The sequence below is a fragment of the Actinoalloteichus sp. GBA129-24 genome (assembly GCF_001941645.1).
GTDB lineage: Bacteria > Actinomycetota > Actinomycetes > Mycobacteriales > Pseudonocardiaceae > Actinoalloteichus_A > Actinoalloteichus_A fjordicus.
This window is the reverse complement of sequence record NZ_CP016077.1, coordinates 4,317,071-4,342,587: the sequence shown is the minus strand read 5'-3', so window position 1 is coordinate 4,342,587 and position 25,517 is coordinate 4,317,071. Positions and strand designations below refer to the sequence as shown.

General features: G+C 71.2%; 22 protein-coding genes and 1 riboswitch. Of the genes, 8 read left to right on the top strand and 14 right to left on the bottom strand.

Translation table 11 applies throughout. The features are described from left to right. Positions 1-181: 181 nt before the first annotated feature. Positions 182-1,219, bottom strand: a complete 1,038-nt coding sequence (locus tag UA75_RS18700) for an NAD(P)/FAD-dependent oxidoreductase (protein WP_075741352.1) — start codon at positions 1,217-1,219, stop codon at positions 182-184. Next, positions 1,216-1,731 (bottom strand): isoprenylcysteine carboxyl methyltransferase family protein, encoded by a 516-nt coding sequence (locus UA75_RS18695; RefSeq protein ID WP_075741351.1) that lies wholly within the window; start codon positions 1,729-1,731, stop codon positions 1,216-1,218. The genes UA75_RS18700 and UA75_RS18695 overlap by 4 nt, the downstream gene beginning before the upstream one ends. Positions 1,732-2,014: 283 nt before the next feature. Between UA75_RS18695 and UA75_RS18690 the strand changes: the two genes are divergently transcribed. Continuing rightward, a complete protein-coding gene (locus UA75_RS18690) occupies positions 2,015-2,869 on the top strand; it encodes a UbiA family prenyltransferase (protein ID WP_075741350.1) in 855 nt (284 codons plus the stop codon). Between the two features lie 150 nt (positions 2,870-3,019). Here UA75_RS18690 and UA75_RS18685 read toward each other — a convergent pair whose 3' ends face one another. The 5 genes from UA75_RS18685 to UA75_RS18670 all read right to left on the bottom strand — a co-directional run bounded on the left by UA75_RS18685 (position 3,020) and on the right by UA75_RS18670 (position 8,432). Then, entirely contained in the window at positions 3,020-3,898 is an 879-nt protein-coding gene (locus tag UA75_RS18685; RefSeq protein ID WP_075741349.1) for a hypothetical protein, read from the bottom strand. Further along, complete coding sequence (locus tag UA75_RS33120; protein WP_075741348.1) at positions 3,895-5,481, bottom strand: prenyltransferase/squalene oxidase repeat-containing protein; 1,587 nt, start codon at positions 5,479-5,481, stop codon at positions 3,895-3,897. The genes UA75_RS18685 and UA75_RS33120 overlap by 4 nt, the downstream gene beginning before the upstream one ends. Then, positions 5,481-6,065: a hypothetical protein gene (locus UA75_RS33115; protein ID WP_157434283.1), complete on the bottom strand. Its 585-nt coding sequence runs from the start codon at positions 6,063-6,065 to the stop codon at positions 5,481-5,483. The genes UA75_RS33120 and UA75_RS33115 overlap by 1 nt, the downstream gene beginning before the upstream one ends. 86 nt (positions 6,066-6,151) lie before the next feature. Further along, positions 6,152-6,293: riboswitch (cobalamin riboswitch) on the bottom strand. Positions 6,294-6,730: 437 nt separating this feature from the next. Beyond that, complete coding sequence (locus UA75_RS18675) at positions 6,731-6,925, bottom strand: ferredoxin (RefSeq protein WP_075741347.1); 195 nt, start codon at positions 6,923-6,925, stop codon at positions 6,731-6,733. Positions 6,926-7,220: 295 nt separating this feature from the next. Then, on the bottom strand, positions 7,221-8,432 hold the full coding sequence (locus UA75_RS18670; RefSeq protein WP_075741346.1) for a cytochrome P450: 1,212 nt from the start codon (positions 8,430-8,432) through the stop codon (positions 7,221-7,223). 389 nt (positions 8,433-8,821) lie between these two features. Here UA75_RS18670 and UA75_RS18665 point away from each other — a divergent pair, with 389 nt between their 5' ends. Next, positions 8,822-9,826 (top strand): LacI family DNA-binding transcriptional regulator, encoded by a 1,005-nt coding sequence (locus UA75_RS18665; protein ID WP_075743948.1) that lies wholly within the window; start codon positions 8,822-8,824, stop codon positions 9,824-9,826. A 156-nt stretch (positions 9,827-9,982) separates the two neighbouring features. After that, on the top strand, positions 9,983-10,777 hold the full coding sequence (locus UA75_RS18660) for a PIG-L family deacetylase (protein WP_075741345.1): 795 nt from the start codon (positions 9,983-9,985) through the stop codon (positions 10,775-10,777). Between the two features lie 371 nt (positions 10,778-11,148). Here UA75_RS18660 and UA75_RS18655 read toward each other — a convergent pair whose 3' ends face one another. The 5 genes from UA75_RS18655 to UA75_RS18635 all read right to left on the bottom strand — a co-directional run bounded on the left by UA75_RS18655 (position 11,149) and on the right by UA75_RS18635 (position 17,694). Continuing rightward, positions 11,149-11,976 (bottom strand): carbohydrate ABC transporter permease, encoded by an 828-nt coding sequence (locus UA75_RS18655; RefSeq protein ID WP_075741344.1) that lies wholly within the window; start codon positions 11,974-11,976, stop codon positions 11,149-11,151. Then, on the bottom strand, positions 11,973-12,857 hold the full coding sequence (locus UA75_RS18650; RefSeq protein WP_075741343.1) for a carbohydrate ABC transporter permease: 885 nt from the start codon (positions 12,855-12,857) through the stop codon (positions 11,973-11,975). Before UA75_RS18650 ends, UA75_RS18655 begins: the two co-directional genes overlap by 4 nt. Positions 12,858-12,955: 98 nt before the next feature. Beyond that, complete coding sequence (locus UA75_RS18645) at positions 12,956-14,233, bottom strand: ABC transporter substrate-binding protein (RefSeq protein ID WP_075741342.1); 1,278 nt, start codon at positions 14,231-14,233, stop codon at positions 12,956-12,958. Positions 14,234-14,722: 489 nt separating this feature from the next. Beyond that, positions 14,723-15,373 carry an SRPBCC family protein gene (locus UA75_RS18640; protein WP_075741341.1) on the bottom strand — a complete coding sequence of 217 codons (651 nt, stop codon included), beginning with the start codon at positions 15,371-15,373 and terminating at the stop codon, positions 14,723-14,725. Positions 15,374-15,918: 545 nt separating this feature from the next. Then, on the bottom strand, positions 15,919-17,694 hold the full coding sequence (locus UA75_RS18635; RefSeq protein WP_075741340.1) for a carbohydrate-binding module family 20 domain-containing protein: 1,776 nt from the start codon (positions 17,692-17,694) through the stop codon (positions 15,919-15,921). 574 nt (positions 17,695-18,268) lie between these two features. On the opposite strand from UA75_RS18635, the gene UA75_RS18630 reads away from it, so the two are divergent. The 5 genes from UA75_RS18630 to UA75_RS18610 all read left to right on the top strand — a co-directional run bounded on the left by UA75_RS18630 (position 18,269) and on the right by UA75_RS18610 (position 22,725). Further along, a complete protein-coding gene (locus tag UA75_RS18630; protein WP_198042769.1) occupies positions 18,269-19,453 on the top strand; it encodes a sensor histidine kinase in 1,185 nt (394 codons plus the stop codon). 11 nt (positions 19,454-19,464) lie between these two features. Further along, the gene (locus UA75_RS18625) at positions 19,465-20,124 is read left to right on the top strand and encodes a response regulator (protein ID WP_198043134.1); all 660 of its coding nucleotides are present in this window, start codon (positions 19,465-19,467) and stop codon (positions 20,122-20,124) included. A 143-nt stretch (positions 20,125-20,267) separates the two neighbouring features. Continuing rightward, positions 20,268-21,173 (top strand): ABC transporter ATP-binding protein, encoded by a 906-nt coding sequence (locus tag UA75_RS18620; protein WP_075741338.1) that lies wholly within the window; start codon positions 20,268-20,270, stop codon positions 21,171-21,173. A gap of 26 nt (positions 21,174-21,199) precedes the next feature. Next, positions 21,200-21,955: an ABC transporter permease gene (locus UA75_RS18615; RefSeq protein ID WP_075743946.1), complete on the top strand. Its 756-nt coding sequence runs from the start codon at positions 21,200-21,202 to the stop codon at positions 21,953-21,955. Positions 21,956-21,957: 2 nt separating this feature from the next. Then, a complete protein-coding gene (locus tag UA75_RS18610) occupies positions 21,958-22,725 on the top strand; it encodes an ABC transporter permease (RefSeq protein WP_075741337.1) in 768 nt (255 codons plus the stop codon). A 65-nt stretch (positions 22,726-22,790) separates the two neighbouring features. Here UA75_RS18610 and UA75_RS18605 read toward each other — a convergent pair whose 3' ends face one another. Then, positions 22,791-23,756, bottom strand: a complete 966-nt coding sequence (locus tag UA75_RS18605) for a ferric reductase-like transmembrane domain-containing protein (protein WP_075741336.1) — start codon at positions 23,754-23,756, stop codon at positions 22,791-22,793. A gap of 296 nt (positions 23,757-24,052) precedes the next feature. Continuing rightward, a complete protein-coding gene (locus tag UA75_RS18600) occupies positions 24,053-25,231 on the bottom strand; it encodes a SagB/ThcOx family dehydrogenase (RefSeq protein WP_198042768.1) in 1,179 nt (392 codons plus the stop codon). Positions 25,232-25,517: the final 286 nt, after the last annotated feature.

Genomic DNA, 25,517 nt, shown 5'->3' with positions numbered 1-25,517 from the left:
GCGCGGGGCTTGCCCTTCGCCACCTGCGGCGCAGCTCGGGCGTTATTCATCTGTGATGCTCCATGGTAGGCGGACTCGCGACCTGACTTCTGTGCAGGGAACGCACCGATCGATTCGTCCTCTGTGGACAACACTGCGGTCACGTTCCGCTCGACCCTGCGCCTACGGCCCGCCACCTCGCTCACGCCAGTGCGTTGACGACGGCGCCGAACACCGAGGGCAGGCGCTCGGCGGCCGGGACGATCCGGCCTGCGGTGAGCGGGTTCGCCCTGGCCAGCACCAGACACTCCGTCAGCAGCCGGTGGCGTCGGGTCGCGCGCAGCCAGGCGCGTTCGTACTCCTGCGGCCGATCCCGGCGCAGGCTGTCCACCAGTGCCGCCGCGCCCGCCATGGCCAAGGTGATGCCCTCACCGGTCAGCGCGTCCACATAGCCTGCCGCGTCGCCGACGAACAGCACCCGGCCGCCGCCCGCGACCCGCCGTCGCATCCGTTGTCGCAGCGGTCCCGCGCCGCGCACGGCGGTGACGGCCGACGCCGCCGGGAATCGTGCGAGCAGCGCGGGATACTCGGCCAGCTGCTCACCGAACGGCGCTCGGCGGCTGGTCAGCAGGGCGACTCCGGTGAGTTCGGGCCCGAGCGGAGTCAGATAGGCCTCGCCAAACGGTCCATAGTGGACCTCGACGGCCGAGGAGGGCGGGGCGACGGCATAGTGCCTGCGCAGTCCGAATCGGGCCGGGCGGGTGTCCTCGGTCCGGAGGCCGAGCGCGCGGGCCGTCGGCGAGTGCAGCCCGTCGGCGGCTGCCAGCCAGCGGCCGCGCAGGTCCGGGCCGAGCGCGGTCACCCCCGTCGCGTCCACCCGCACCTCGTCGACTCGGGTGGGCAGGATCGGCACGCCCGCGTCCAGCACCGCCTGATGCAAGGCCGCGTGGAGCACGGTCCGCCGCACCCCGAGACCGGGGCCCGCGCGGAAGGCCGCCCGCACCTGCCGATCGCCCTGGATGTAGCTGATGCCGTCGATCCGATGGCCGGGCACCGGCACGCCCAGCGCGGTCAGCGCCCGCACCGCACCGGGCAGCAGCCCCTCGCCGCAGGCCTTGTCCGTCGGGGCCGCGCGCGGCTCGATCACCACCGGCCGCAGGCCTGCCCGCACGGCGTACAGGGCGGTGGCCAGTCCGGCGGGCCCGCCGCCCGCGATCAGCAGATCGTGGTCGAGACTCATGCGGTCGCGAGCTGCGCCAGCGCCCTGTCCTCACAGCGGATGCGGACCGTGAGCAGCGCGGCGTTGGCCACGGTGAAGGTCAGCGCCGTCAACCAGGCCGAGTGCACCAGCGGCAGCGCGATGATCTCCACGACCACCGCGACGTAGTTGGGATGCCGAAGGAAGCGGTACGGGCCGCTGCGGACGGGCTCGGCGCCGGGCACGACCAGGACGCGGGTGTTCCAGGCGTCGCCGAGCGAGACGATGCACCACCAGCGCAGGGCCTGGGCCAGCACCACCAGCGCGAGCATCGGGACGCCCAGGGCGGGGATGAACGGCCGGTCGAGCAGGACGGCCTCGGCCAGGCACGCGACGAGCAGCCCGGTGTGCAGGACGACCATCACCGGATAGTGGCCTCGACCCGACTCCACCGCGCCCCGTGCCAGACTTCGTCGACCGTTGCGCTGTGCCACGACGAGTTCGGCGAGCCGTTCCAGCGCGACGGCCAGGACGAGCAGGATGTACCACAGCATTCGGACTACCCGTCGTCGATGGTCAGGGGTCGATCTCTCGAGGATCTTCCTCCGAAGATAACGGGCATCGGCCGGAACCCGCCTGCCGTCGGCGTGCCGATCTCGCCGGTCTCCTCGGCTGGGCCGGGTCGGATCTGGCCGCCAGCTCGGCGAAACTCGCTGCCCGGTCGGCGTGGGACCGCCCGGGCCGAGGCGTTTCGCGTGTATCACTGGGCTGGTGGACCTGCGACCTCGTTCCGCCCCGTCGACGTCCCCGGCCTCTCCGACGTCTCCGGCCTCCCCGATGTCCCCGATCTCTCGGCCGTCTCCGGCCGCCCGCCTCGGCGCGTTGCTCGGCAGTGCGCATCCCGAGCCCGCCGTGGCGGTGACCCTGTTCACCACGGTGCTGGCCGTGGCGACCGGTCGGGGAGCGGGTGGGTCGGCGTTGGTCGCCGCGTCGGTGTTGGCCGGACAGCTCTCGATCGGCTGGTCCAACGACGCGCTGGACGCCCGGCGGGACGTGCTCACCGGTCGTCGCGACAAGCCGGTGGCCGCCGGGGCGCTCTCGCCGCGCGTCGTCGGAGTGGCCGCGGCGATGGCCCTGCTGGTGTGCGTCCCGCTGTCGCTGGCCAACGGACTCCTTGCTGGCTCGGTGCACCTGCTCGGCATGGTGGCGGCGGGCTGGGCCTACAACCTCGGTCTCAAGCGCACCGTCGCCTCCCCGTTGACCTACGCCGTGGGCTTCGGGACGCTGCCCGCGTTCGTGACGCTCGGGCTGCCCGGCGCGCCCTGGCCCGCGTGGTGGGCGGTCGTCACGGCCGCCCTGCTCGGCGTGGGCGCCCATCTGGTCAACGCACTGCCCGACATCGAGGGCGATCTGGCGACAGGGGTGCGGGGATTCCCACAGCGCATCGGGCGGGCCGCCTGTCGGACCTTGACGCCGCTGGTGATGCTCGCCGCGGTGGGCGTGCTGCTGGTGGGGACGCCGGGGCGGATCGATCTGCCCAGTCTGATCGTCGCCGGGGTGGCGGTGGCGGTGGCGATCGCCGGGACGGCGGTGCCCGCTGCGCCGGACAGCCGACGACCCTTCCGGGCCGCCGTGCTGACGGCCGCCCTGGCGATCGTGCTGTTCCTCTTCAACGGGTCGGCCGTCGTGTGAGGGCCGGTCCGTCGAGTGCGGGCCGCCGGTCGGCGCCTGCGGCTCGGGCTGTGACTCCCGGTCATGGCGACAACCCACGGGTGAACTCGGGCCGCTCCACGGCCGCCGCAGCGTCCCGGCGCCCCTGCCTTGACTCCGCCCCGCCGCCGCTCACTCGGCCGCGCGACGGCGGCGTCGGGCGATGATCCCGGCGCCGATGCCCAGCACCCAGATCGCGGCGAACGCGATGATCGTCGCCCATGGCACCCCGCCGGCCCCGGTGGCGTCCTGGGCGGTCTGCTCGGTGCCGTCCGCCGCGACGGACGGGTCCTGACCCGCCGACCCGTCGAGCGCGGGCGCCTCGGTGTCGCTCTCGGTCTGCTCGTCGCCGTCCTGCTCGGTGGGATCGGCCGGGTTCTCGGGATCGGTGGCGGCCCCGTCCGTGGGCGCCGTACCGCCCTCGGCGGGCTGCGCAGGCTGATGCGGCCGGTCGGCCGAACCGCCGGGCGCGGGATCCCCCGGCGCGGCGGGCGGGGCCGGATCGCCGGGATTCGGTGCGTCGCCTGGTCCGCTCGGAGCGAACCGTGCCCTGGCCGCCGAACCCGTCATCCCCGGTGGATCGCCCGCGCCGAAGGACCAGCCCTCGACGCGGTCGGCCTCGGGATAGGACGCCATCGCGCCCCGTGTGCTGTACGACCAGCTGCCGCCGCCCTCGTCGATCCAGTACGACCAGTAGGCGTCCCCGGAGGGCGTGTCGTCGCACGGTTCCTGATCGGGGCCGGGCCGATCGTCGATGCGGCAGACGAACCCGGCACCGTCGTGCGCGGTGCCCGCGAGTCGGAAGCCTGCCTCCTGCAACGCCGCGTATCCCGTCTCGGGCGTGCCGGGGACGCAGCGGGACACGGTGCCCCCGAGCGAACCGAAGTCCACGACCACCACGACGCCGGTCTCCGCCGTGCAGGCCTGCGCGGCGGCCGGGGCGGGCGTCGGGGCGGCCAGGGTGACGGCGGCGGCGAACAGCGCCGTGCCCAGCAGACGCGTCAGTCTCATCGCGGCACTCCGCCCCGTCGACGTGGCCTGCTGATCAGCAGGTAGCTGATCGCCGCCAGCAGCAGCGCCACGCCCGCCGAGGACGCCAGCCCGACGGGACTGCGCAGGAAGTCGCCGACCAATGCCAACGAGGTCGCAGGCGCGGCCGTCTGCTCGGCCGGCCTGTCCACCGCCCGAGGCTCCTGGGCGACCGCCAAGGGAGGATCGACCCGAGGGGTCTGATCGACGGCGTCGGGATTCTCGCCCGCCTCGCCCTGCGCGCCGTCGAGACCGGGACTGCCCGGATCACCGCCGAGCCCCGACTGGCCGGGATACCCCGGCTCGCCAGGTAACCCGGGCTGCCCGGGAAGCCCCGGTTGTCCCGGCTGACCGGGAAGGCCGGGCTGACCGGGCTGACCCGGTTGTCCCGGCTCGCCGGGACTGCCGTCGGGCGGCTCGGGCGGCGGCGTGGTCGTCGGCGGCTCGGGCGGCTCGACGGGTGGTGTCGCCGACAGCCCGAGCAGCGCCTGCGCGGTCGCCCGCCGCAGCCGGTCCTGGTTGCCCGCGCGGCTCCAGTACAGCGGCCCGTCGGTCTGGACGTCCAGGTAGTCGCGCGCCGAGTAGGAGACCGCGCCGGTCATGGCGCCGGGGTCGACACCGGCACGGAGCTGGATCGAGGTCAGCCAGCCGCCCGCGCGTCCGGCGGGCCCCGTCTGGTCCGCGACGGTGAGCGCGAGGGCGGCGAGACCGGTGCTGTTGGCGTTGCGGGTCTGCTCGATCAGCTCCGGCGTGGAGGAGTCGAAGCCGAAGGCGCCGTCGTGGTACTGCCGGTCGAGCAGCCAGCGCACGCCCCGATCCAGGGCGCCCGCGTTACCGCCGACCTCGGCCAGCGCCCAGACGGCCATCGCCGTGTTGTCGACGCTGACCAGCGCGTCGTCGCTGCCCGCGCAGGTCGAGCCGACGTTCTCGGGCGGGGGGTTCGCGCGGAAGCCGCCGCTGGGGCACTGTTGCCGCACCAGGTAGTCGATGCTCGCTCGCTGATCGATCGGCGTGCCGGTGTGCCGGGCGTGCTCGTCCATGGCGATCAACGCCAGCGCCTGGGAGAAGGTGTTCGACAGGTCTCGTCGCGGGTCGTAATCACCCGCGTTCAGGTTGCGGTACCGACCGTCGACGTCGAGCGTCGCGGTGAGCCGGTCCACCAGGTCGATCGGGACACCGTTGGAGTCGACGCCCCAGTCCGCCGGGTCGACCCCGGCCCGCAGGGCGACCATCAGTCGTTTCGCGAGAACACCGGAGTTGGCGAGGTTGCCGTTGTAGAACATCTCGCGCAGCGCGCGGACGCCGAGATCGAAGGTCGTCCCGGTGCGGCCCGCCGCATGCAGGCCGAGCAGCGCATCCGCCTGCAGGCCCGCGTCGGGGGAACCAGGGGTGGCGCTGGGATAGACGTAGTCGAGTCGGACGAACTCCCGTTCCAGGAACTCGGCCGCCGTGCCCGCCTCGGCCGACGCGGCGATGATCGCCGGGTCTGCCGAGGCGGCAGAGGGAACGACCGTCGAGGCGAGGAGCAGCGCTCCCGCCGTCAGGCCGAGGAGAGGCTTGAGCATCAGCTGGTCGGCGTCCAGTTCGGGTCGAGTGCCTCGTCCAGCGTCAGGCTCATCTCGTTCGGGTCGGCCACGGTGCCCGCCCCGAAGGAGAAGCCGAGGACGTCGCCCAACGGCGGGTCGTAGGTGTCCACGCCCTCATCCGCATAACCCCACGCGTCGCCGGCCACGTCGGGCACCCAGAACGCCCAGTACGGCGCGTTGGGCAGGAAACCGTCGCACGCGTCGGCGGTGGCCGAGGGCAGGCCGTCGATCCGGCACAGGTACTGGTAGGGGCCGGTCTCGCCCTGTCCGATGCCGTGCTCCGGCGCGACGTCCACATCGGTCAGCGCGGCGAACGCGGTCGCCGGGTCGCCGTCGGTGCACCGCCGGACGACGTCGCCGCCCGCGTGTCCGGTGAAGTCGACGACCACCGTGACGCCGGTCGTCCCGGTGCAGGGACCGTCGGTCCAGGCGACGGTGACCGAGTCGTCGGCGGTGGGCGCGGCGGCCGGGACGGCCGCGACGGCCGTGCCGCCGAACAGAAGCAGAGAACCTGCGAAGAGGCCGGTTAAGAGACGACGCCGGACGGAGAGGCTCAAGGACATGGCCTGTGAGTTCCCTTCGGTTCGGGCAGACCGCAGTCCGGAGCCGCGCAGGCTCCGAAGCTCCGCGCTGCACACCACGACAGAGGAGCCGAGCAGTACCGCACGACGGGCATTCCGACTGACACCCGAGGAACACGGGTGCTCACGGCTGCGGGACAGTGCCGGACTCACACCGGCTTCCCCCATCGAACGGCAGGACGCATTCGTCTCTTGTGGAGAGACGACCTCTCGACGGTAGCTCATCGGGCAGCGTGGAGGAAGACGCCTTCTTCACCACAGGTTCACATCGGGTGGCGGCGGGCGGGGCGCGCGAGGGGGCGTGTCCTGCGGGCTGCGGTGCACGGGACCCCGGCGCATGCGCCAGGGCGGAGCCCCGAACACGGCGGCAGGGCACCCGCGGGCCTGTCTGCCTCGGCGTCTTCCTTCGCCGACGCGGCTCGGCAGTGTGGCTGTCAGCGACTCGCGCCTTCCGTGCCGACGGCGGCTCGCCGAGATGGACTTCGGTTGCGGCGGGCCGCCGTGGCTCTGTGGCGGCTCGCCGCCGTTGGCCCTCTGTCGGCTTGCCGCCGTGCCCAGCCGGGGCCCGGACCGATCCGCCCGCGACATCCGGTCCGCCCGCGGCCCCGGCCCGCGTCACCCTCGGAGCGCCCCGGCCCGCATGGCCGTCACGTGGTGACGGTGATCGCCATGCCGGGGCACACCGCCGCCGCCTCCCGGACCGGGCCGTGCTGGCCCTCGGGAGGATCGGCGTCGAGCAGCAGGACGATGCCGTCGTCCTCCCGTTGATCGAACACCGCCGGGGCGAGCAGCACACACTGGCCCGCTCCACAGCACTTCTGGGTGTCCACGTCCACGTGCATCGGGTGGCTCCTCTCATCGGGGACGGCCCGCTAAGGCCGATGGAAGTCCGCGCAGCCTGGTCGGCATCGCGGTCGAGGTGCCCCGGGTGGGGCGTCCGGCGGACACGTCCAACGCGTGCCCGCCGACCGCCGACCGCCGCGCGCCGACGGCGAGGCCTGCTCGCCCCAGCCGGCGGGCACCGCAGATCGCCTGCGGCACGGCCGATCGGACGCTGGTCGGCCCGGCCCGGCGGGCGCCGGATGAGGGCCGCATCACGCCGGAATGATCAGCGCAGCACGGATCTCGGGCGTCCGGTCACCACCGGACCGGCAGTCGATCGAGCCCGCCGACGAGCAGCCCCTGCCGGAGAGGCAGCTCCTCGACACCGACGGCGAGTTCCAGTCCCGGCAGCCTGCGCACCAGCACGCTCAGCACGGCCTGGAGTTCGGTGCGGGCCAAAGCCTGCCCGAGACACGAGTGCGGGCCGATCCCGAAGGCGAGATGCGGATTCGGCGCCCGTCGCAGGTCCATGGCGTCGGCGTCGGCGAAGGCCTGCTCGTCGCGATTGGCCGAGGCGAGACTGGTGACGACCGTGGTTCCCCTGGTCACGGTCCGGCCGCCCACCTCGATGTCCTCGGTGAGGTAGCGGGGCAGGCCGAAGCCTGCGTTGGCGTCGAAGCGCAGCGCCTCCTCGGCGGCCGTGCGCACCAACGAGGGGTCGGCGACCAGCGCCGTCCACCGCTCGCGCTCGCCGAGCAGCAGCACCACCATCTTCGAGATCATGTTCGCGGTGGTCTCGTGTCCCGCGACCAGCAGGCCCTGCCCGGTGAGCATGAGCAGCTCCTCCGGCAGCCTGCCGTCTGCGGAGTCCGCGACGGCGATCAGCTCGCTCAGCAGGTCCTCGCCGGGATCGGCCCGGCGGGTCGCGATGTGGGCCGCGAAGTATTCGCCGAACTCCTGCTGTGCGGCGTCGATCTCCGCCTGCTCGTACCGATCGAGGCTGAGCATGGTGTCCGACCAGTAGGAGAAGCGGTCCCGGTCGGAGTCCGGCACGCCCAACAGGTCGCAGATCACCCACACCGGCAACGGGAAGGCGAAGGAGGAGACGAGGTCGGCGGGCGCGCCCCGCTCGCACATCTCGTCGAGGAGCCGATCGGCCATCGCCTCGATGGCGGGCCGCATCTGGGACATCCGCTTGGCGGTGAACGCCTTGCCGACCAGCCTGCGCCACTGCTGGTGCGCGTCCGTGGAGGAGTCGATCTGACTCTCGGACGCGAAGATCCCGCCGGACTCGTTGGCCGTGACCCGAGCGGCGTCGTCGGCGCTGAGCGAGCGGGTGAACCGGGGGTCGGCGAGGACCTGCTTCACGTCCTCGTAGCGCGTGAGCAGCAACGCCTCGTCGCCGCTGGCCAGCCGGACGGCGGCGACCGGACACTCCTGCCGGAGGCGGGCCCACTCCAGCGGCGGCTCGTTGGGCGTGGGCAGGACGAAGGGGTAGTCGAGCGGCTGTCGGTCCTCGGTGGTCACTGAGTTCCTCCTGGGACGGCGACGGCGCCGCCGGGACGGTTCCGCCGCGCCTGGTCTCGTCTGCTGGTCGATCGCGGGGGAGCGCTGGGCGACGACGCGCCGGAGCCTGCACCTCGACCCGACACCCGGCCGTCTCCGGCGGAGACGGGTGGCGACGAGCCGGGCCCGCGAGGCAGGCTGCTGTGGTGGTGGGTGCCCTGACCGGTCGAACGGCCTGCGGGCCGGATCGGGCCGGGCGTCTCGGGCGGTGCCTGTCGGAGGTCGGTCGGGATCACGGCAGTGCGGTCGATGATCCGAAGCTAGCACGTGCTAGTAGAGCTAGGCAGCTAAGATTGCCCGATCGGAGCAGCGGCGGGATCGGTGCGGCGGCGAATGAGGTGCACACCGGGATGACGACGGGCAGACGGGTCACGGCCACCGACGTGGCCGCCGAGGCGGGGGTGTCCAGGGCGACGGTCGGCTTCGTGCTCAATCGCACGTCATCGCAGTCGATCTCGGCGGCCACCGCGAAACGGGTCCTCGCCGCGGCGGAACGGCTCGGCTACCAGCCGCACAACGGGGCTCGCGCGCTGCGCAGCGGTCACAGCCGGATCGTGTTGATCGTGCTGCCGAACCTGCCGGTGGGCCATGCGCTCCGGGAACTCCTCGAGGCCGCCACGGTGCGGCTGGCCGCCGCCGGGTACCAGCTCGTCGTCCACCATCGGCCGCCGGAATCTGCCGCGCCCCTCTGGTCGGTGCTGATGCCCGAGATGGTGGTGGGCTTCGAACCGTTCTCGGCCGCCGAGATGCTGTCGATGCGACGCGCCGGGGTCGAGCGCATCCTCCCTGCTGAGGGCGATCGGCCGGTGGCGACCTTCTGGCCTGCGGCGCAGGGCGTCGCGCTCCAGATCGGACATCTCGCGGCCCTGGGCCACCGACGCATCGGCTGCGCGCTGCCTGCCGAGCCCCGACTGGCTGCGCGCGCCGCACAGCGGGAGACGGTCCTGCGGCAGGCCTGTGCGGTCAACGGACTCCCGGAGCCGAGGATCGCGCTGATCGATCCCGACCTCGAGAGCGCCACGACCGCCGTGCGGAGCTGGCTTGGCGAGGATCGCGTGACGGCGGTCTGCGGTTATGACGACGAACTCGCCGCCGCCGTCGTGTCCGCCGCGCTGCGACAGGGCCTGCGGGTGCCCGCCGATCTCTCGGTCCTCGGCTTCGACGACACGCCCATCGCCCGCCTGTTGGTGCCCTCGCTGACCACGGTGGCGATCGACAATCAGGCGTTCGGCCGCTACGTCGCCGAGATCGCTCTCGGCGCGCTCAACGGCCTGCCTGCCGACTCCCTCCCGCTGCCCGACGCGGTGCGTCTCACCGTGCGCGAGTCCAGCGGACCCCCCGAGACCGGTCGCTGAACAGGGCGACCCGCCACGGACCGCCGTCGGCTCGGCCCGTGCCTGCCGCCGGGTGCCGGGCGGGACTCGGCGACTGGGGATCAGGCGGTGCCGCCGACCCGATCGCCGCCGTGGAGCCGTCGATCCGATGTCTCCCGCGCCGAGTACCTTCGCCGCATGGCGACGATGGTGACGTTTCACGCTCATCCCGACGACGAGTGCATCGCGTGCGGCGGGGTGATGCGCAAGGCCTTCGAGGAGGGCCACCGAGTGGTCCTGGTGGTCGCCACTCGCGGGGAGCACGGCGAGGTGCCCGAGGGATTCCTGGCCGAGGGCGAGGAACTGTGGCAGCGACGGGTCGTCGAGACCGAGGCCGCCGCCGAGATCCTCGGCGTGGCGCGGACGGAGTTCCTGGGCTACGTCGATTCCGGAATGATGGGCGAGGCCACCAACGACGCGCCGGGATCGTTCTGGACGGCGTCGGTCGAGGAGGCTGCCGAGAAGCTCGCCGCGATTCTTCGTGAGGAGAACGCGGACGTGCTGACCTGCTACGACGACAACGGCGGCTACGGGCATCCCGATCACATCCAGGTGCACCGGGTGGGGATGCGGGCGGCGGAGCTGGCCGGGACGCCGCGCGTGTACCAGAACACGATGAATCGCGATCACCTTCAGCGGGGCATGGCCGCCTTCGCCGCACAGGCCGAGGCCGCCGGTCTCGAGGTGCCGGACCTGAACGGGGGCGACGAGGTCGGCAAGCCGGAGTCGGTCCTGACCGCCAGAGTCGACGTCACCGCCTACAACGACCACAAGCGGCGGGCCATGCGGGCGCACGCGAGCCAGATCACTGAGGAGTCGTTCTTCCTGTCGATGTCCGAGGAGCCCTTCTCGGTCGCCTTCGGCATCGAGTGGTTCATCCGCGAGGGCCAGGGACCCGGCATCACCGAGACCGACCTGTTCGCCGGGCTCTGACGGGTTCGTAGGGCTCTGACGTTCGTAGGGCTCTGACGGGTCCGGCGGCGCGACGCCGAGGTGCCGAGCGGGCGTGCCGTGCCCGACGCAGACGCGACGGCGGCGCGGCACGAGCGCCGCGCCGCCCGGCGTCGGTCGGAATCGCCGTCTCGTCCTACGTGCCTGCCCGGACGCACCGCGATGCGCGCAGGCCGAGGCGGCGGATGCGTGCGGCCCGGTCCGCCGCCGGGTGAGCGAGTGCCCGCCGACCCGGACGGGCTCCGGCGTCGCGCATCGCCTTCTCGTCGTCCGTCCGGTCCTGCCGCCCTGAGATCGCCTCCCAGCACCACCCGCCCCGCCTGGCCGCCGCCCGGCCGCGCCGACCGAGGTGATCAGGACTTGACGCTGCCCGCCGTGAGGCCGCTGACGATGAAGCGCTGGAAGGCCGCGAAGATCAGGACGATCGGCACGCTGATCAAGGTCGCCACGGCCATCAGCGAGCCCCACGCCGTGCCGTAGCGGCCGACGAAGGAGTTCAGCAGCACCGTCACCGGCTGCACGGACTCCGAGCTGGCCAGGGTGATGCCGAAGACGAACTCGCCCCAGGCCAGCAGGAACGCGAACGCACCCGCCGCGATCAGTCCCGGTCGCAGCACCGGGAGCACGATGCGGCGCAACAGGGCGACCACCGAGGCGCCGTCCATGCGGGCGGCCTCCTCCAGCTCGGCGGGCAGCGCCGCCATCAGCGGTCGCAGCACGATGACGGCGAAGGGCAGCGTCAGGGTCGTGTCGGCCAGGATCAGCCCCAGATGGGTGTCGGTGAGTCCGACGATCCGCATGAGGAGCAGCAGCGGTGCGGCCAGCACGATGCTCGGCAACAGCTGCGCGACCATCATCGCCAGCAGCATCAGCCGGGAGCCGGGCACCCGGGTGCGGGCGATCGCATAGGTCACCGGGGCGGCGAGCAGCAGTGTCAGGATCGTGGTCCCCGACGCGATGATCGCGCTGCTCAGCAGGGCCTGGAGCAGCAGCGGGTCCGAGACCGCCGAGGAGAATCCGGCGCCGGACGGCGGGATCGGCAGCCACTGCGGCGGGGTGGCCAGGACGTCCTCCGGACGCTTCAGAGCGGTGGCGGCCATCCAGTACAGCGGCAGCAGGAAGACCGCCACGATCGCCGTCGCGATCCCGGTGAGCAGCCACGGCCGTCGCGTCGACGTCATCGGTCGGTCTCCTTGCCGAGCTGGCGGACGTACCAGAGCGACACCACCAGCGGGATCACCAGCAGCAGGACGGTGATCGCGGCGCCCTCCCCGAACCGGAAGAACTCGAAGAACCGTTCATAGGCGAGCAGCGGAAGCACCCTGGTGGCGTCCACCGGCCCGCCGCCGGTCATCACGAAGATCAGGTCGAAGGCCTTGAACGTGTAGATCAGCCCGAGCAGCAGCACGGCCGCCGCCACCGGCCGCATCAGCGGGACGGTCAGGTACCGGAACCGCTGCCAGGCACTCGCCCCGTCCAACGCGGCCGAGGAGTAGAGATCACGGTCCAGCGAGGTCAGGCCGACCAGCAGCAGGATCATGTTGAACGGCACGCCGATCCAGACGTTCGCGAAGATCACCCCCGCCAGCGCGGTGCCGGTGTCGGTGAGCCAGGCGTTGGTCAGCGCCTCCAGTCCCAGCGAGCGCAGGATCGCGTTGTAGGCGCCCGCGTCGGCGTCGAGCATCCAGCGGAACAACGAGCCGCTGACCACCGGCGGCAGCAGCCAGGCCACGAGCATCAGCGACCGCAGCAGGCCGTTCAGCGGGAACGGGCGCGCGAACAGCAGCGCCAGGGCGAACCCGATGCCGAACTGGAGGACGAGCGAGCTGACGGTGAACACGACGGTCAGTCCCACGGCCGACCAGAACTCGGCCTCCGAGACCGCCGCCCGGTAGTTCTCGGCGCCGACGAACGGGGTTCCCTCGCCGAGCAGGCCGGCCAGATCGACGTCCAGGACGGAGGTCACCAGGTTGTAGAGCAGCGGAAAGGCCAGCAGCGCCAGGAGAAAGAGCAGCGCGGGCGCGGCCAGCAGCAGACCCTCCCGCCTGCGGGCCGTCGACACCGCCCCATGCCCGCCTGCCCGGCGACCTCGGTGCCGCCCCGGCGGCTCGGCTCTACCGAGCGTCTGCGATAGGCGAGTCGGCGTCCCGCCGTCGCGCGTCACGGCAGGTCTCCCGCGATGCGCTGGAAGGCCGCCGATGCGACCTCGAGCGGATCGGCCGCCGGGTCCGAGAGCACCGTCTGATGCGCCCGCGAGACCTCCTGGGATATCTCCGGATAGCCCGCGCCGTAGGCCCTCGGCCGGGCATGGTGCAGCTCGGCGAGGAAGACCTGGAGCTCGGGGTCCTGCGCCCAGGGTCCTGCGTCGGTCAGGTCGGTCCTGGCGGGCAGCAGGCCCATCGTGTCCAGATACGGGACGAGCACCTCACTGCGCTGGCTGTGCTCGATCACCCGCCAGGCGGCCTCGACCTTCGTCGACCCCGCGATGACCGTCCAGCCCTCGCCGCCGAGACACGACGCCCGAGTCCGGCCGGCGGGCAGCGGGTCGACCCGGAACCGCAGTCCCTCGGCGGCCCGCAGGGTGGGCAGCTGCCACGGGCCGTTGAGCATCATCGACACGGCTCCCGAGGTGAACTGTCCCGCGACGTCCTGCTGCGTCCAGCCCACGGCCTGCGCCGACAGGGCGCCGTCGGCGACCAGCCGCCGATGCAGGTCCAGTGCCTCGGCGCCCGCCGTCTCGAAGTCGGCGAGGTCGCCGCCGGTCTGCCAGAGGAAGGGCAGGAACTGGAAGACCCCCTCCTCCGATGCGGTGGCGGCCACGGCGAGCCCGCGATGGTCCGAGGTGGTCAGGGCGCGCCCGGCGGCCGCCAGCTCGGGCCAGTCGGCGGGGACGTCCACGCCTGCCTCGTCGAGGTGGTCGACGTTGGAGATCAGGGCGAGACAGTTGCTGTTGTTGGGGACCGACAGCACCCGGTCGCCGATCACTCCGGCATCCCAGGCCGCCGGGACGTACTGATCGGCCATGCCCCAGCGGCGCACGTGCTCGCTGAGATCGACCAGCAGGCCGTAGCCGCCGAGCACGCCGACCTGCACGGTGTCGACGACGGCGATGTCCGGCAGCTCGCCGGAGACGGCGCCCCGCAGCAGCGCGGGCTGCAGATCGGCATAGGGGAACACCCGCCGCTCGATGCGGATGTCGGGATTCGCCCGTTCGATCTCGGCGATCAGCGCCGCCACCCCGGCCTGCCGCTCCGGCTCGATGATGTAATCCCACCATTGCAGCGCGGGTCCGTCCCGAGTCGCCGTTCCACAACCCGCCACTGCGGAGAGCGCACCCGCCGCGAGTAGTCCGTGTCCCGCCGCCCGCAGAATCGTTCGGCGGGGAATCGAATGGTGGGGAGATGCGGGGAGGCCCCCGGAATAGCGGGAATTCCGCACGCATGAACCTCCGTCGACGTCCGAGCTGTTCCTTCGACGCCGGCCCTGGTTCCCCGACTGTCGCAGCGTGGTCGAGTCGTCGGGTTCGACGGCGACTCCGTGTCGTGGAGATTAGCGCATGGTTGACGGCGAAAGAAGAACCTTCGAGCGGGGATCAGGCGTTCGGCGGCCGGTATTCCCGCGCTCGACGCAGCACTGTGCCGCCGATTGCGAGAATTCGTGGGACGAGACCCGGAGATTCCGTCCCGTCGCAATCGATGTCGAGTCGAATCGGTGATTTCTCGTCGAATGAATTCGACCGATCGGCGAATCGGGTCGTCGAATCATTCGGTGCCACGATCGGCGCCCACCGTCGGTGGTTCGGTCGCGGTCGGGGCTCGCGCGCGCGGGCTCGTGCCGCCGGAGCCGGCCGGCAGACGGGGCCGGTTCAGCCCCGCCACGGAAATGCCGTGACGGGGCCGATCGGGGGCGTGCTGCGCCTGCGGCCGATCACGGGGCGGTGTCGGGCTCCGGGGCGTAGAACGCGGTGGTGTTCTCGGCCGCGATGGCGGCCTCCTCTGCGGTGGCGCCCGAGGCCTGGAGCGCCGCGCCCCACGCGAGGCTGCTCGTGACGGCCAGCTCCCGAGCCTCCGGCGAGGACTCCCAGGCCGCCGGGTCCTCGATGACCTGTCCGCTCAGGTGCAGGTGAAGGCCGATCACGGTGAGATCCCAGCCCACGCCGACCGCGCCGGGACCGTACTGCGCCCATCGCTGTTCGTCGACGACGGCGGTGTGCACCAGCTCGAACAGCGTGCCGCCCTCCGGGGCCGGGGCCAGTCGCACCTCCACCTCGGTGACGTCCTCCTCCGTCGGAGCGTCCCCGAACACCCAGGTCACCGCCAGCAGGCTCGGCGGCTCGCAGCGCAGGATCTCCCCGCCCGCATTGCCCTGGAGCTGGTAGCGGCCGCCGAGGCGCAGATCTCCGGTGATCGGCAGGAACCAGCGGCTGATGCGGTCCGGGTCGGTGCAGGCGTCCCAGACGTCCTCGACGTCGGCCGCGTAATGCCTGCGCAGCAGGACGGTGCGGCCCTCGCCTGCGGGGATGCGACCCGTGCCGACCTCGCGGTGCGTCTGGTTGACCTGGTCGACGATGTCGCTCATGCCTTCTCCCTCTCCTCGTCCTGGTGAGGCGACACGACATCAGTGCCGGCTTATATTCCCTGATGTCGTGGGCGTCCGGTCTGCAGGCGGCGATGGCCGGTGCAGGCGGCCGACGCGCACCCTGCCGCAGCATGGCGCCGGAGCCGTCGTCTCGCCACCGCGCGGCCGCAGCCGGTCCGGAGGAGCGGTTGTTCGATGGCGCGGGCGGTGACCCGGCAGCCGAACCGGGAGCGGCGGGGCGGCCGCTCCGATCAGTCGCGCGTCCAGCGAGCTTGCCAGGCAGGGCAGGCGGGCGCGGCGGACGGGCGCGGACACGTCGCCGGGCGTTCGGCCCGCAGGCGGTGCGCGCGAGATCCCGCGTGGCAGCGGGCATTCCGCACGCAGCCAGCCGGCGTCCGGCCACCCGCACGCAAGGAGCAGGGCAGGGCTTGCCACAGCAGGGCTCGCCACAGCGCAGGACGCAAGCCGGGCGCCCGGCCCCGTCCGAGACGAGGGCCGGGCGCGGCGGAGAAGGTCGCAACGTCGGCGCGGGCGGTGTCAGACGATCAACCGCGCCAGGCGTCCGTCATCCGGACCACCCCGCTGGCGGGCACGGTGGCGCTGCGATTGGCGCCGCTCTCCCAGGTGACCGAGCCGTTCGCGCCCTTGCGCAGGTACTTGTACTGCACCACGGTGCCTGCGGGCAGCGAGACGTCCCCGGTCCAGGTCGGGTAGCTCGCCGAGGACAGCGGCACCGCAGCCGCCGGGTTCCACGCCCCGAGGCCCGCGTGGTCGCCCACGACGAGGATGTTCTCGCCCCAGGACGTCGTCGCGGTCACGCTGAACGCCGCACCGGTCCGGCCGGGGTCCGGTCCAGGGCCTGGGCCGGGTCCGGGGCTGCCGGTGGCGCCGACGTGGAGGGCCACGGCGTCGTGGGCGCCGATGGTCGCGGTGAACCGGCCGCCGCCGTCGACGGTGTAGGTGGTGCCGGTGCAGCCGCCGCCCGAGGTCGGATCGCCGTGCTGGACGTCGCAGTAGGTTCCCGCAGGCAGCGAGGTCTGGAAGGTCTGGGTGATGCTCGATCCCTCGTGGTTGATCGCCACGAAGGCCCGGTCGCCTCGACCGAAGGCGATGGCGTCGTTGCCGTTGTCCCACCAGTTCGTGATGCCCGCGTCGCCTGCGGCGTTGCGGAAGCCGACCATGTTGGCGATCTGCGGCCAGGCGTGCTGACAACGCCAGCCGCCGCTGTAGCAGGCGCCGACGTTCCCGCCGCCGGGCGCGCCCGCGTCGTGGTCGGAGAAGTCGTAGCCGGAGTGCACCGAGGGCGTGCCGTAGGGGTGCGCCAGCATGAACACGTGGGCCAGGGTGTAGGCCGCGCCGTCCCGGTAGTTCATGGTCGAGCCGTTGCGCTCGGTGTCGTGATTGGCGATGAACACCCCGGACTGCCCGGCGGGCATGAATCCCCAGGCCTCGCCGTAGTTCGCCAGATACGCCAGGCTCTCATCGGTGAAGACCCGCTTGAGTCCGGTGGCGTAGCGGAACTCCTGCACGTCCCCGTTCTGGAGGTACTCAGCGGGACTCACGGCCTCGCCCGCGCCGAAGATGGCCTCCTGAACCCAGTAGACGTTCGGATTCGACAGCCTGCTCTTGATGGCGCGGAGATCGTCGGTGGCCATGTGCTTGACCGCGTCGACGCGGAACCCGTCGACGCCCATCGAGATCAGGTCGTTCAGATACTCGGCGATCTCGGAGCGCACGTACTCGCTGCCGGTGTTCAGGTCCGAGAGGCCGACCAGTTCGCACTGCTGGACGTTGTAGCGGTCGTTGTAGTTGTTGATCGGCTGCCGACAGCCGTGGAAGTCCTGATCCTGGTAGTGGCCGGGATAGTTGTACTTGGAGTACTGAGTGCCGCCCGTCCCGGTCCCGGAACCGGCGGACATGTGGTTGACGACGGCGTCCACGATCACGTCGACACCGGCGTTGTTGCAGGTGGAGATCATCGACTGGAACGCGGCCCTGTCGCCGAGCGGGCCTGCGATCCGGTAGCTGACGGGCTGGTAGGCGGTCCACCACTGCGGGCCCTGGATGCGTTCCTGCGGCGGGGAGACCTGCACGTAGCCGTAGCCCTTCGGCCCGAGGACCTCGGTGCAGGCGCGGGCCACCGACGAGAAGGTCTGCTCGAAGAGCACAGCGGTGACGTCCTTGTCGCCGGGCGGCGCCGCCTCGGCCTCCGGTGCGGCCAGCACTCCGGTGGCCGTGGACGTCGCGAGCACGCCCGCGAGCAGGCCTGCGAGTAATCGGCCGAGTCTGGGCCGGGTGGTGGAACGGGATCTCGATCTCACGGTTGCCTCCTTGGAACGCGTGAAACAGCCCGGCGCGGCGGAGTGGGCGGCCGCGACACCTCAAGCGGAGCAGGGCATGTCGACGGCACGCCGCTCGGGCGTGACAATGCCTTGCAAGAGTAGGGAAGAATTTGCAGGGTTTCCGGGATGTGTTCTGAAGGTAAAGACTCAGGGAGTCGTCGTCAAGGCCTGACGACCCTGAGTTCGATTCGCCCGTCAGCCCGTGTCGAGTGCCGGTGCGCGCCATGTCGATTCGCCGTCGGAGCAGTGTGTTCGTTGGGATAGGGCGATTCGGCCGTCGAGATCGGCGGAGGAGCACGGGCTGCTCGATCGGCGATTGCCGTCGTACCTGCGACGGATTGAGAGCACTACCGGCGGCGAGCCGACTGAAAATTCTTGCAGAAATCGTTTGATCAGTGTGTGAAACAGTGGACCTGACTCGCGACGTCGGGGCGGTCCGCGGCGCATCGCGCGCGGATTTCGCGGCCGAGGGGACGGGTCCATGGCGACGGTAGTCTCCGGTTGCATGAAGGGTGCGACGCGACCGGTGATGCGACAGCCCGTCGGTGCGTCCGTGAGCCCGACGACGGCGAGTAACTGGTCTTCACGGCACTCCCGACTGATCGACGGGATCACCATCGCCGTGATCTTCGCGTACAGCGGTTCGCACATCACGACGTTCCTCGAGCACGCCGAGCAGGCGGTGGTCTTCGGACTGCTGGGTGTCTCGGTGTTCCTGTGCGTGCCGTATCTGTTCCGCCGCGCGCACCCGGTCGCGGCGTTCGGGGTCATGTTCGCCGCCGCCTGCGTGCAGGTGCTGTTCGATGCGGGACTCCTCGTTGCGGACGTGACGCTGGTGTTCGCGGTGTTCTCGCTCGCCGCACGCTTTCCCTGGACACAGAGCGGATGGTCCGTGGTGGCGGTGCTGCTGTGGCTGCCCGTCGCCGCCATGCCGTACGTCGACGACGGCTACCTCGGCGTCGGCGCCATGGTGCAGTTCATGATCGGCGTTCTGCTGGTGTGGCTGGCGGGCACACTGCAGCGAGCCCGCCGGGAGCTGGTGGCGAGTCTGCGCGATCGTGCGCGGGAACTGGAGCGGCAGCGGGACGCTCAGGCGCGGATCTCCGCCGCCGAGGAACGGGCCCGGATCGCCAGGGAGATCCACGACATCGTCTCGCACAGCCTCGGCACCATGGTGGTGATGGCCGACGCTGCGTCGCGGACCGTCGAGACGGCGCCCGTGGAGGCCGGTCGTGCGATGGCACGGGTCCGGGACACCGGCCGGGCCGCGATGACGGAGATGCGACGCATGCTCGACGTGCTTCGCGATGACGACACCGCCTCGCGCGTCCCACAGCCGGGCCTGGCCGGACTGGATCGGCTGGTCGACGAGCTGCGTGCGACGGGGCTTCGCGTCGATGTGGCGGTGGTCGGCGATCCGGTGGCGCTGCCCGCCGGGATGGACCTCGCCGCCTACCGCATCATCCAGGAAGCACTCACGAACGCACGGCGACACGGCGGTACGCTGCTGAGCATCGTCGACGTGGCCGTGCACTACCACGAGGATGCCGTCGAACTGCGCGTCCGTGACGACGGGCAGAATCCGCCCGAGGATCCCTGGACGGGTGGGAAGGGCGGACACGGGTTGATCGGAATGCGCGAGCGGATCACCGCCTACGGCGGCACCCTGCATGCAGGCCCTCGCCTGCGCGGCGGCTTCGACGTCCGCGCGGTGCTGCCGATCGAGGGTGACCGGTGACGATCCGCATCATGCTGGTCGACGACCAGGAGATGTACCGGGCGGGCTTCCGGATGCTGTTGAGCACCCGACCCGAGTTCGCCGTGGTCGGCGAGGCCGATGACGGCGACACCGCCCTCGAGCTGCTCCGCACGGTCGAGGCCGACGTGGTGCTCATGGATGTCCGGATGCCGCGCATGGACGGCGTGGCGGCGACCCGCCGCATCCGGGTCGGGGGCGGCCCGCAGGTGCTGGTGCTGACCACCTTCGATCTGGACGAGTACGCCTACGACGCCATCCAGGCGGGCGCGAGCGGATTCCTGCTCAAGGACGCGACGCTGGACGAGCTGGCCGCCGCGATCGTCCACGTGCACCGGGGCGACGCCGTCGTCGCGCCGAGCACCACGAGGCGGCTGCTCGACCACTTCGCCGCCGGGCGGCCGCCGCGCCGAGACGACGGCGAACCCTGGACCGGTTCTCGGCTGTCGGGACTGACCGCGCGGGAACGCGAGGTGCTGGCGCGGATGGCCGAGGGACTGTCGAACGCGGAGATCGCCGATGCGCTGGTGATCGCGGAGAACACCGTCCGCGTCCACGTCGGCCGCATCGTGACCAAATTGGGCCTCCGTGACCGGGTGCAGGCCGTCGTTCTCGCCTACAAGATCGGTCTCGTCGCAGGCGGCAGGAACTGAGCAGGCACCGCCGCACGCTCGTCCGCACAGGACGGCAGGTAAACAGGCCGACTACGCTCCGGCGACTCGTCAACGACACGACTAGCGAAAGATAGTCGTTCCAGCAGACGAGCCGAGCCGGTGATCTTGACACCGTTGCAGGCATGTCCTGCATTGTCGCCACGGATCACCTCACCAAGAAGTACGGTGCACGCACCGTCGTGGAGGATCTGAACCTGCGCGTCCCGGAAGGGTGCGTGTACGGGTTCCTCGGCCCGAACGGGTCGGGCAAGTCCACCACGATGAAGATGCTGCTCTCCCTCGTCCGCCCGTCTGAGGGTGAAGTCCGGATCATGGGTCGACCCATGACTCGTGCCACCCGCAGGCAGCAGCTCGGCAGCATCGGTTCGCTCATCGAAGCCCCGCCGGGATATGCGCATCTGACCGGCCGGGAGAACCTGCGCATCGTCGCGCGTCTCCTTGATCTGCACGACAAGCAGATCGAGTTCGCGGTGCAGACGGTGCGGATGCAGGGGCAGCTGGACAAGAAGGTCCGCGACTACTCCCTCGGCATGAAGCAGCGCCTGGGCATCGCCATGGCGCTCGCGCGGCAGCCGAGGCTGCTCATCCTCGACGAACCCACCAACGGGCTCGACCCCGCCGGGATCGAGGAGATTCGCGATCTCCTTCGACGGCTGGCCGACGACGGCGTCACCGTCCTGGTCTCCAGCCATCTCCTCGGCGAGATCGACAAGACCGCCACGATGCTCGGCATCCTCTCCGGCGGGCGGATGATCTTCCAGGGCACCCGAGACGAGCTCTCCACGGCCTCGACGCCGGATGTCCTCATCGAATGCTCCGATCCGCGCAGGGCGCAGGCACTCCTGAAGCCCGGCCTGGACGTCACGGTGGCGGACGGCATCCTCCGAGTCCCCGGGCTCAAGAACCAAGGCGCCGCCGGTGTGGTGGCTGCCCTCGTCGGGGAACGCATCGGCGTCTACGGCGTCCGCCGCGACGAGCAGACCCTCGAGGACGTCTTCCTGTCCCTCACCGAGGGCGGCGGGCTGTGACGGCGCGGATGCTCGCCGGGAAGACGATGAGCACGAAGGCCGTCGCGAACGAGTTCGCCAAGATGCGAGGTCTCAAGGCCGGTCTCGTCGTCGCGCTGCTGGTGGTCGGTGCGGTGGGGATGGCGGCGTTCACCGCCTTCGGGTCGGGTGTGCTCGGCAGGCTCGACGACCCCGACGGGTACGGATGGAAGGTGCTGTTCGCCGGTCTCGGCATGGGAGTCTCATTGGTCTCCCCGGTGGTGCTGGCCGTGCTCGCCAGTCGTCAGGTGGAGATCGAGCATTCCGGAAACGGGTGGCTGGCCTCCGCGACGTCCGGCCTGACGCCGGGACGGCTCTGCCGGGCGAAGTTCGTCGCACTCGGGCTCCTGGTCACCTCGGCGACCGTGGCGTGGGGAGCGCTGCTGATCGGTCTCGGGGCGGCGATCGGCGTCTCGGCGCCGGTGCCGATCGGGCGGTGGGCGGAGTACATCGCCTCGCTGACCGTGATCAACCTTGCCGTCCTGGCCTGCCAGATCCTGCTCGCCGCCCGGATCGAGAACCAGCTCGTCAGTCTCGGTGTCGGCGTCGTCGGGATCTTCCTCGCCGTCTTCAGTTCCATCCTGCCGCCGTGGGCAGCACACCTGACCCCCTGGGGCTACTACTCGCTCACCGCCCCGGCGGATTACGTCGGCGAGGAATTGGTGTACTTCGACCTTCCCCGGCTCAGCGTCCTCGGTCTCGCCGTCGTCGGCGGTGGCCTGTTCGTGCTCGTCACCGGGCGCTTCGACCGTCAGGAGGCATGACCATGGGTCCCGTCACGTCCGAGTTCCTGAAACTCAAGCGTTCCACCAGCTGGGCGGTCGTCGTCCTCCTCCCGGTCATCATGGTGATCGCGGGCTCGGTGAGCACCCTCGCCGGTGACGGCGGATTCGCCGACGGCTGGCACACCCTCTGGATCAGATCGATCGGGTTCTACGGCATGGTGATCCTCTCGGTGGGGATCGCGATCCTCGCCTCGCTCGTCTGGCGCGTCGAACACCGCAACAGCAACTGGAACGCCCTCATGAGCGGCCCGGTCCCCACCGCACACGTCGTGCTCGGCAAGCTCGCGGCGATCGCCGTCCTCGCCGCCGCGATGCAGCTCGTCTTCGTCGCGACCGTGATCGTGCTCGGCAGGGTCGCATTCGGACTTCCGGGGATGCTGCCCGCCGAGTACTACGTCAGCAGCGTCCTGGTGATCGTCGCGTGTGTTCCCGTGGCCGCACTGCAGTCGGCGCTCTCGACGTTCTTCCGCTCCTTCGCGGCGCCGGTCGCGATCGCGCTCGTCTGCACCGGAGCCTGCACGATGGCGCTGCTCCTGGGAGTCGACGTCGTCGCCGTGCTGCCCTATGCGCTGCTCACCCAGGCCACGCAGATCGGCACGGCCCTCGTCTCCGGGGAGGCCACGAGCTTCGAGGCCTCCGCGCTGACCCTGCAGAGTGCGGCGTTCGTGGTCCTCGTCGCCGTCGTGCTGACCGCAGTGATCGTCGCGGTCACGTCGATGCTGCTCGACCGCAGCGACACTCGCGTCTGAGTCTGAAACGCGGTCGCCCTCGGCCGGGTGGTGATCCAGAGCGGCTGGATCACCACCCGGCAGGCTTAATGACTGTGGTCGTGATCCTGCTGCTCGCTTGCGGGCACCCGCTCGTAGTCGTCGCGGTCGCGTCCGCCGATGGAGCCGGTGACGACCACGACGAGGAGCGCGACGGCGGCGAGGGCGGCGATCAGCCTGCCGCCGAGCCGGGCGAGGGTGCCTGCGGTGAGGTTGCCGCGCAGCTCGGCGGGGCGCAGCCCGAGTCGCTCACGTCGTCGAGCGGGTTCCACCAGCCGCAGGACGAGCAGGACCGCGACGGGAATCTGCAGGGCCCACAGCACGAGCCGCGCGGTTCCGTCGAACCACACGTTCGTCCCCCACAGCAGGGTATGCCACACACCCAGGATGTAGACGACGATCACGAAACGATGCGTGATCCGCCAGAGCCGGGGACCGATGCGCCTGCGCAGATAGAACGACAGCCCCAGCGGAATGGCCAGCCAGAAGGCGATGACGCCGAGCGCGACGCCGAATCGGCCGGGCGGATGCGAGTACATCCACGGGATGAAGCTGCCCGCCAGGTTGGGGTCGGCGGGGTCCCACGCCAGCACGAGCGCGTGCGCGAAGATCAACACGATCGTGGTGAGGCTCGTCGACCGGTGCAGCCGCTCCAGTCGCGCCGGGGAGAGCGGCAGCCAGCCGGGCGACCTGCCAGAGACGGCCAGCCCGAGCAGCACCGTCACCCAGGACCACAGCAGCGCCGTCCAGCCGAACGCCTGGCTGAGCCAGTACGGCCAGTGCGTCGCCGCGTCGCTCATGAACGGCATGACCAGGGTGGTGTCCGAGGTCTCCGCCTCGATCCGCTGATACAGCAGGGCGTACACCGCGGCGGTCAGCAGCGCGGCGACCACCAGCTCGACCGCCGTCGAACCCAGGTCGGTCCGCAGGTCGCCGCGCGAGGATCTCGGGCTGTCGTCGGTACGTTCCACCGTCATCTCCTTGTTGTAACCGGCGGCCTGCGCCGCCGCCATCGCCCGTCAGGACGCCCGCGTGCCGCCTGCTGCGCGTCGTGCCTCGGCAGCTGAGTCGTGGGCGTCGCCTGCGGGCCGCTCGATGGACCGGGACGCCGGGTCGCTCGACGTCTCGACCGTCCGGGACGAGTCGATCATGGCCGCTCGCGGTGGCACCGTGCCGGGGGTCCGGTGCTCGCGCGAGCACCGGACGGCCGACGACGTCGTGTGACCGCGCCGCACGCGCCCGCCGATGTCGGGCCCCGGCGCCGAAGCGGGATCAGCCACCGGGGCCTGCGACCTGCCGAGGCGACGGCTCACGCCTGGTCGCCGCCTGAGGTCGGATGCCGGGCGATGAGCGCGGTCGGATCGACGAGTCCGGCGCGGGAGATCCCGGCGGGCATCCCGTCCGCCGCGTACACCGGATGGCCCGCGCCGAACATGTACAACACGCCTTCGGCGAAGCCGTCCACGCCGAGCGCGGCATCGAGTTCGTCATCCCGGAACGCGGCCGTCTGCCAGGCGCCGAGGCCCAGCGCCGTGCTGGTGAGCACGAAGGTCTGCCCCAGGTGGCCTGCGCTCAGCAGCGTCACCCGGTAGGCGCGCGGATGCCGGTACTTGTACATGGTGCGCTCGAAGACGGCGGTGACGAAGCAGACGAAGGCCGACGGCGTGCACATCTCCGACTCGTAGGTGAGCCGGTGCAGCCGATCACGATCGAAGTCGGCGTCGATCAGCTCCAGCGCGTGACTCTCGGCGTTGTAGTGGTAGAGCCCCGGCGCCACACCCTGCACGTCGAACACCCCGACATAGCCCTCCAGCTCGTGTCGGGCGCCGCCGCACGGGCTCGTCCGCAGCATGAGCGTGCCGAGGTCGCCCGCGTCGTAGAGCTGCATGGGCGCGAAGGTGTAGTACAGCGCGGTCGCGAAGTCGGCCAGGCTCACCTGCTCGCCGGTGAACACGCGGTGGGTGCGGCGGCGGGTGAGGACGTCGACGAAGTCGTCGTCGATGCGGCGGGGCAGCCGGGGCAGGTACACGCGCGGCGCGTCGGGGTAGCTCTTGAAGATCGCGGGCGGTTCGCCGCCGGTCTCCCTGATCCACCGGGCGTCGGAGCGACGCTGTTCCAGGCTGTCGCCGGAGTAGATCGCGTTGCGGGTGCCGAAGTGGAAGTAGCGGGCCTCTTCGCCCCAGGCGCCCCAGGTCGCCAGCAGTCGGTCCTCCCGCTCGGTCTCGTCGCGGGTCAGCAGCAGCCCGTCCTCGGCCAGCCCCAGGACGGCCTTGCGGACGGAGTCGGGGTCGTGCTCGGGGAAGGACGCGACCACCTCGTCGACGTCGGAGAACTCCTCGAAGCGGCTGAGCAGCGTCACGGTCTCCTCGTCGATGGCGAGCGCGTTGTCCTGCTCCTCGTCCGTCGAGCGGGTCTCCAGATAGTTCTCCACGGTCAGTTCACCGTCGTGCCAGTACAGTGCCAGGCTGCGGGAACGTCGGTACTCCACCTGAACCTCGCCTTCCGCGTCCGCGTCGTCGTCGACCGACCGGTCGGCGTCGCAGGCGCGACGTCTCCACGCCCGCGACGCCGACCGGGTACTGCTGCCGATCTGTTCGATCACCGTCTTCCGACGCCGTCTCGGCGACGTCGGCGGTGATGCGTCGTCAGGATCAGCCGTGGTTGGTGAGGGTGCGAGTACGGGTCTTCTTCCGGCGGATCTTCGCCGTCATCACCTTCTTGCGCATCTGCGGTCACCTCCTCGGGCGTCGCCGAACGACGACGTCGGCACCGTG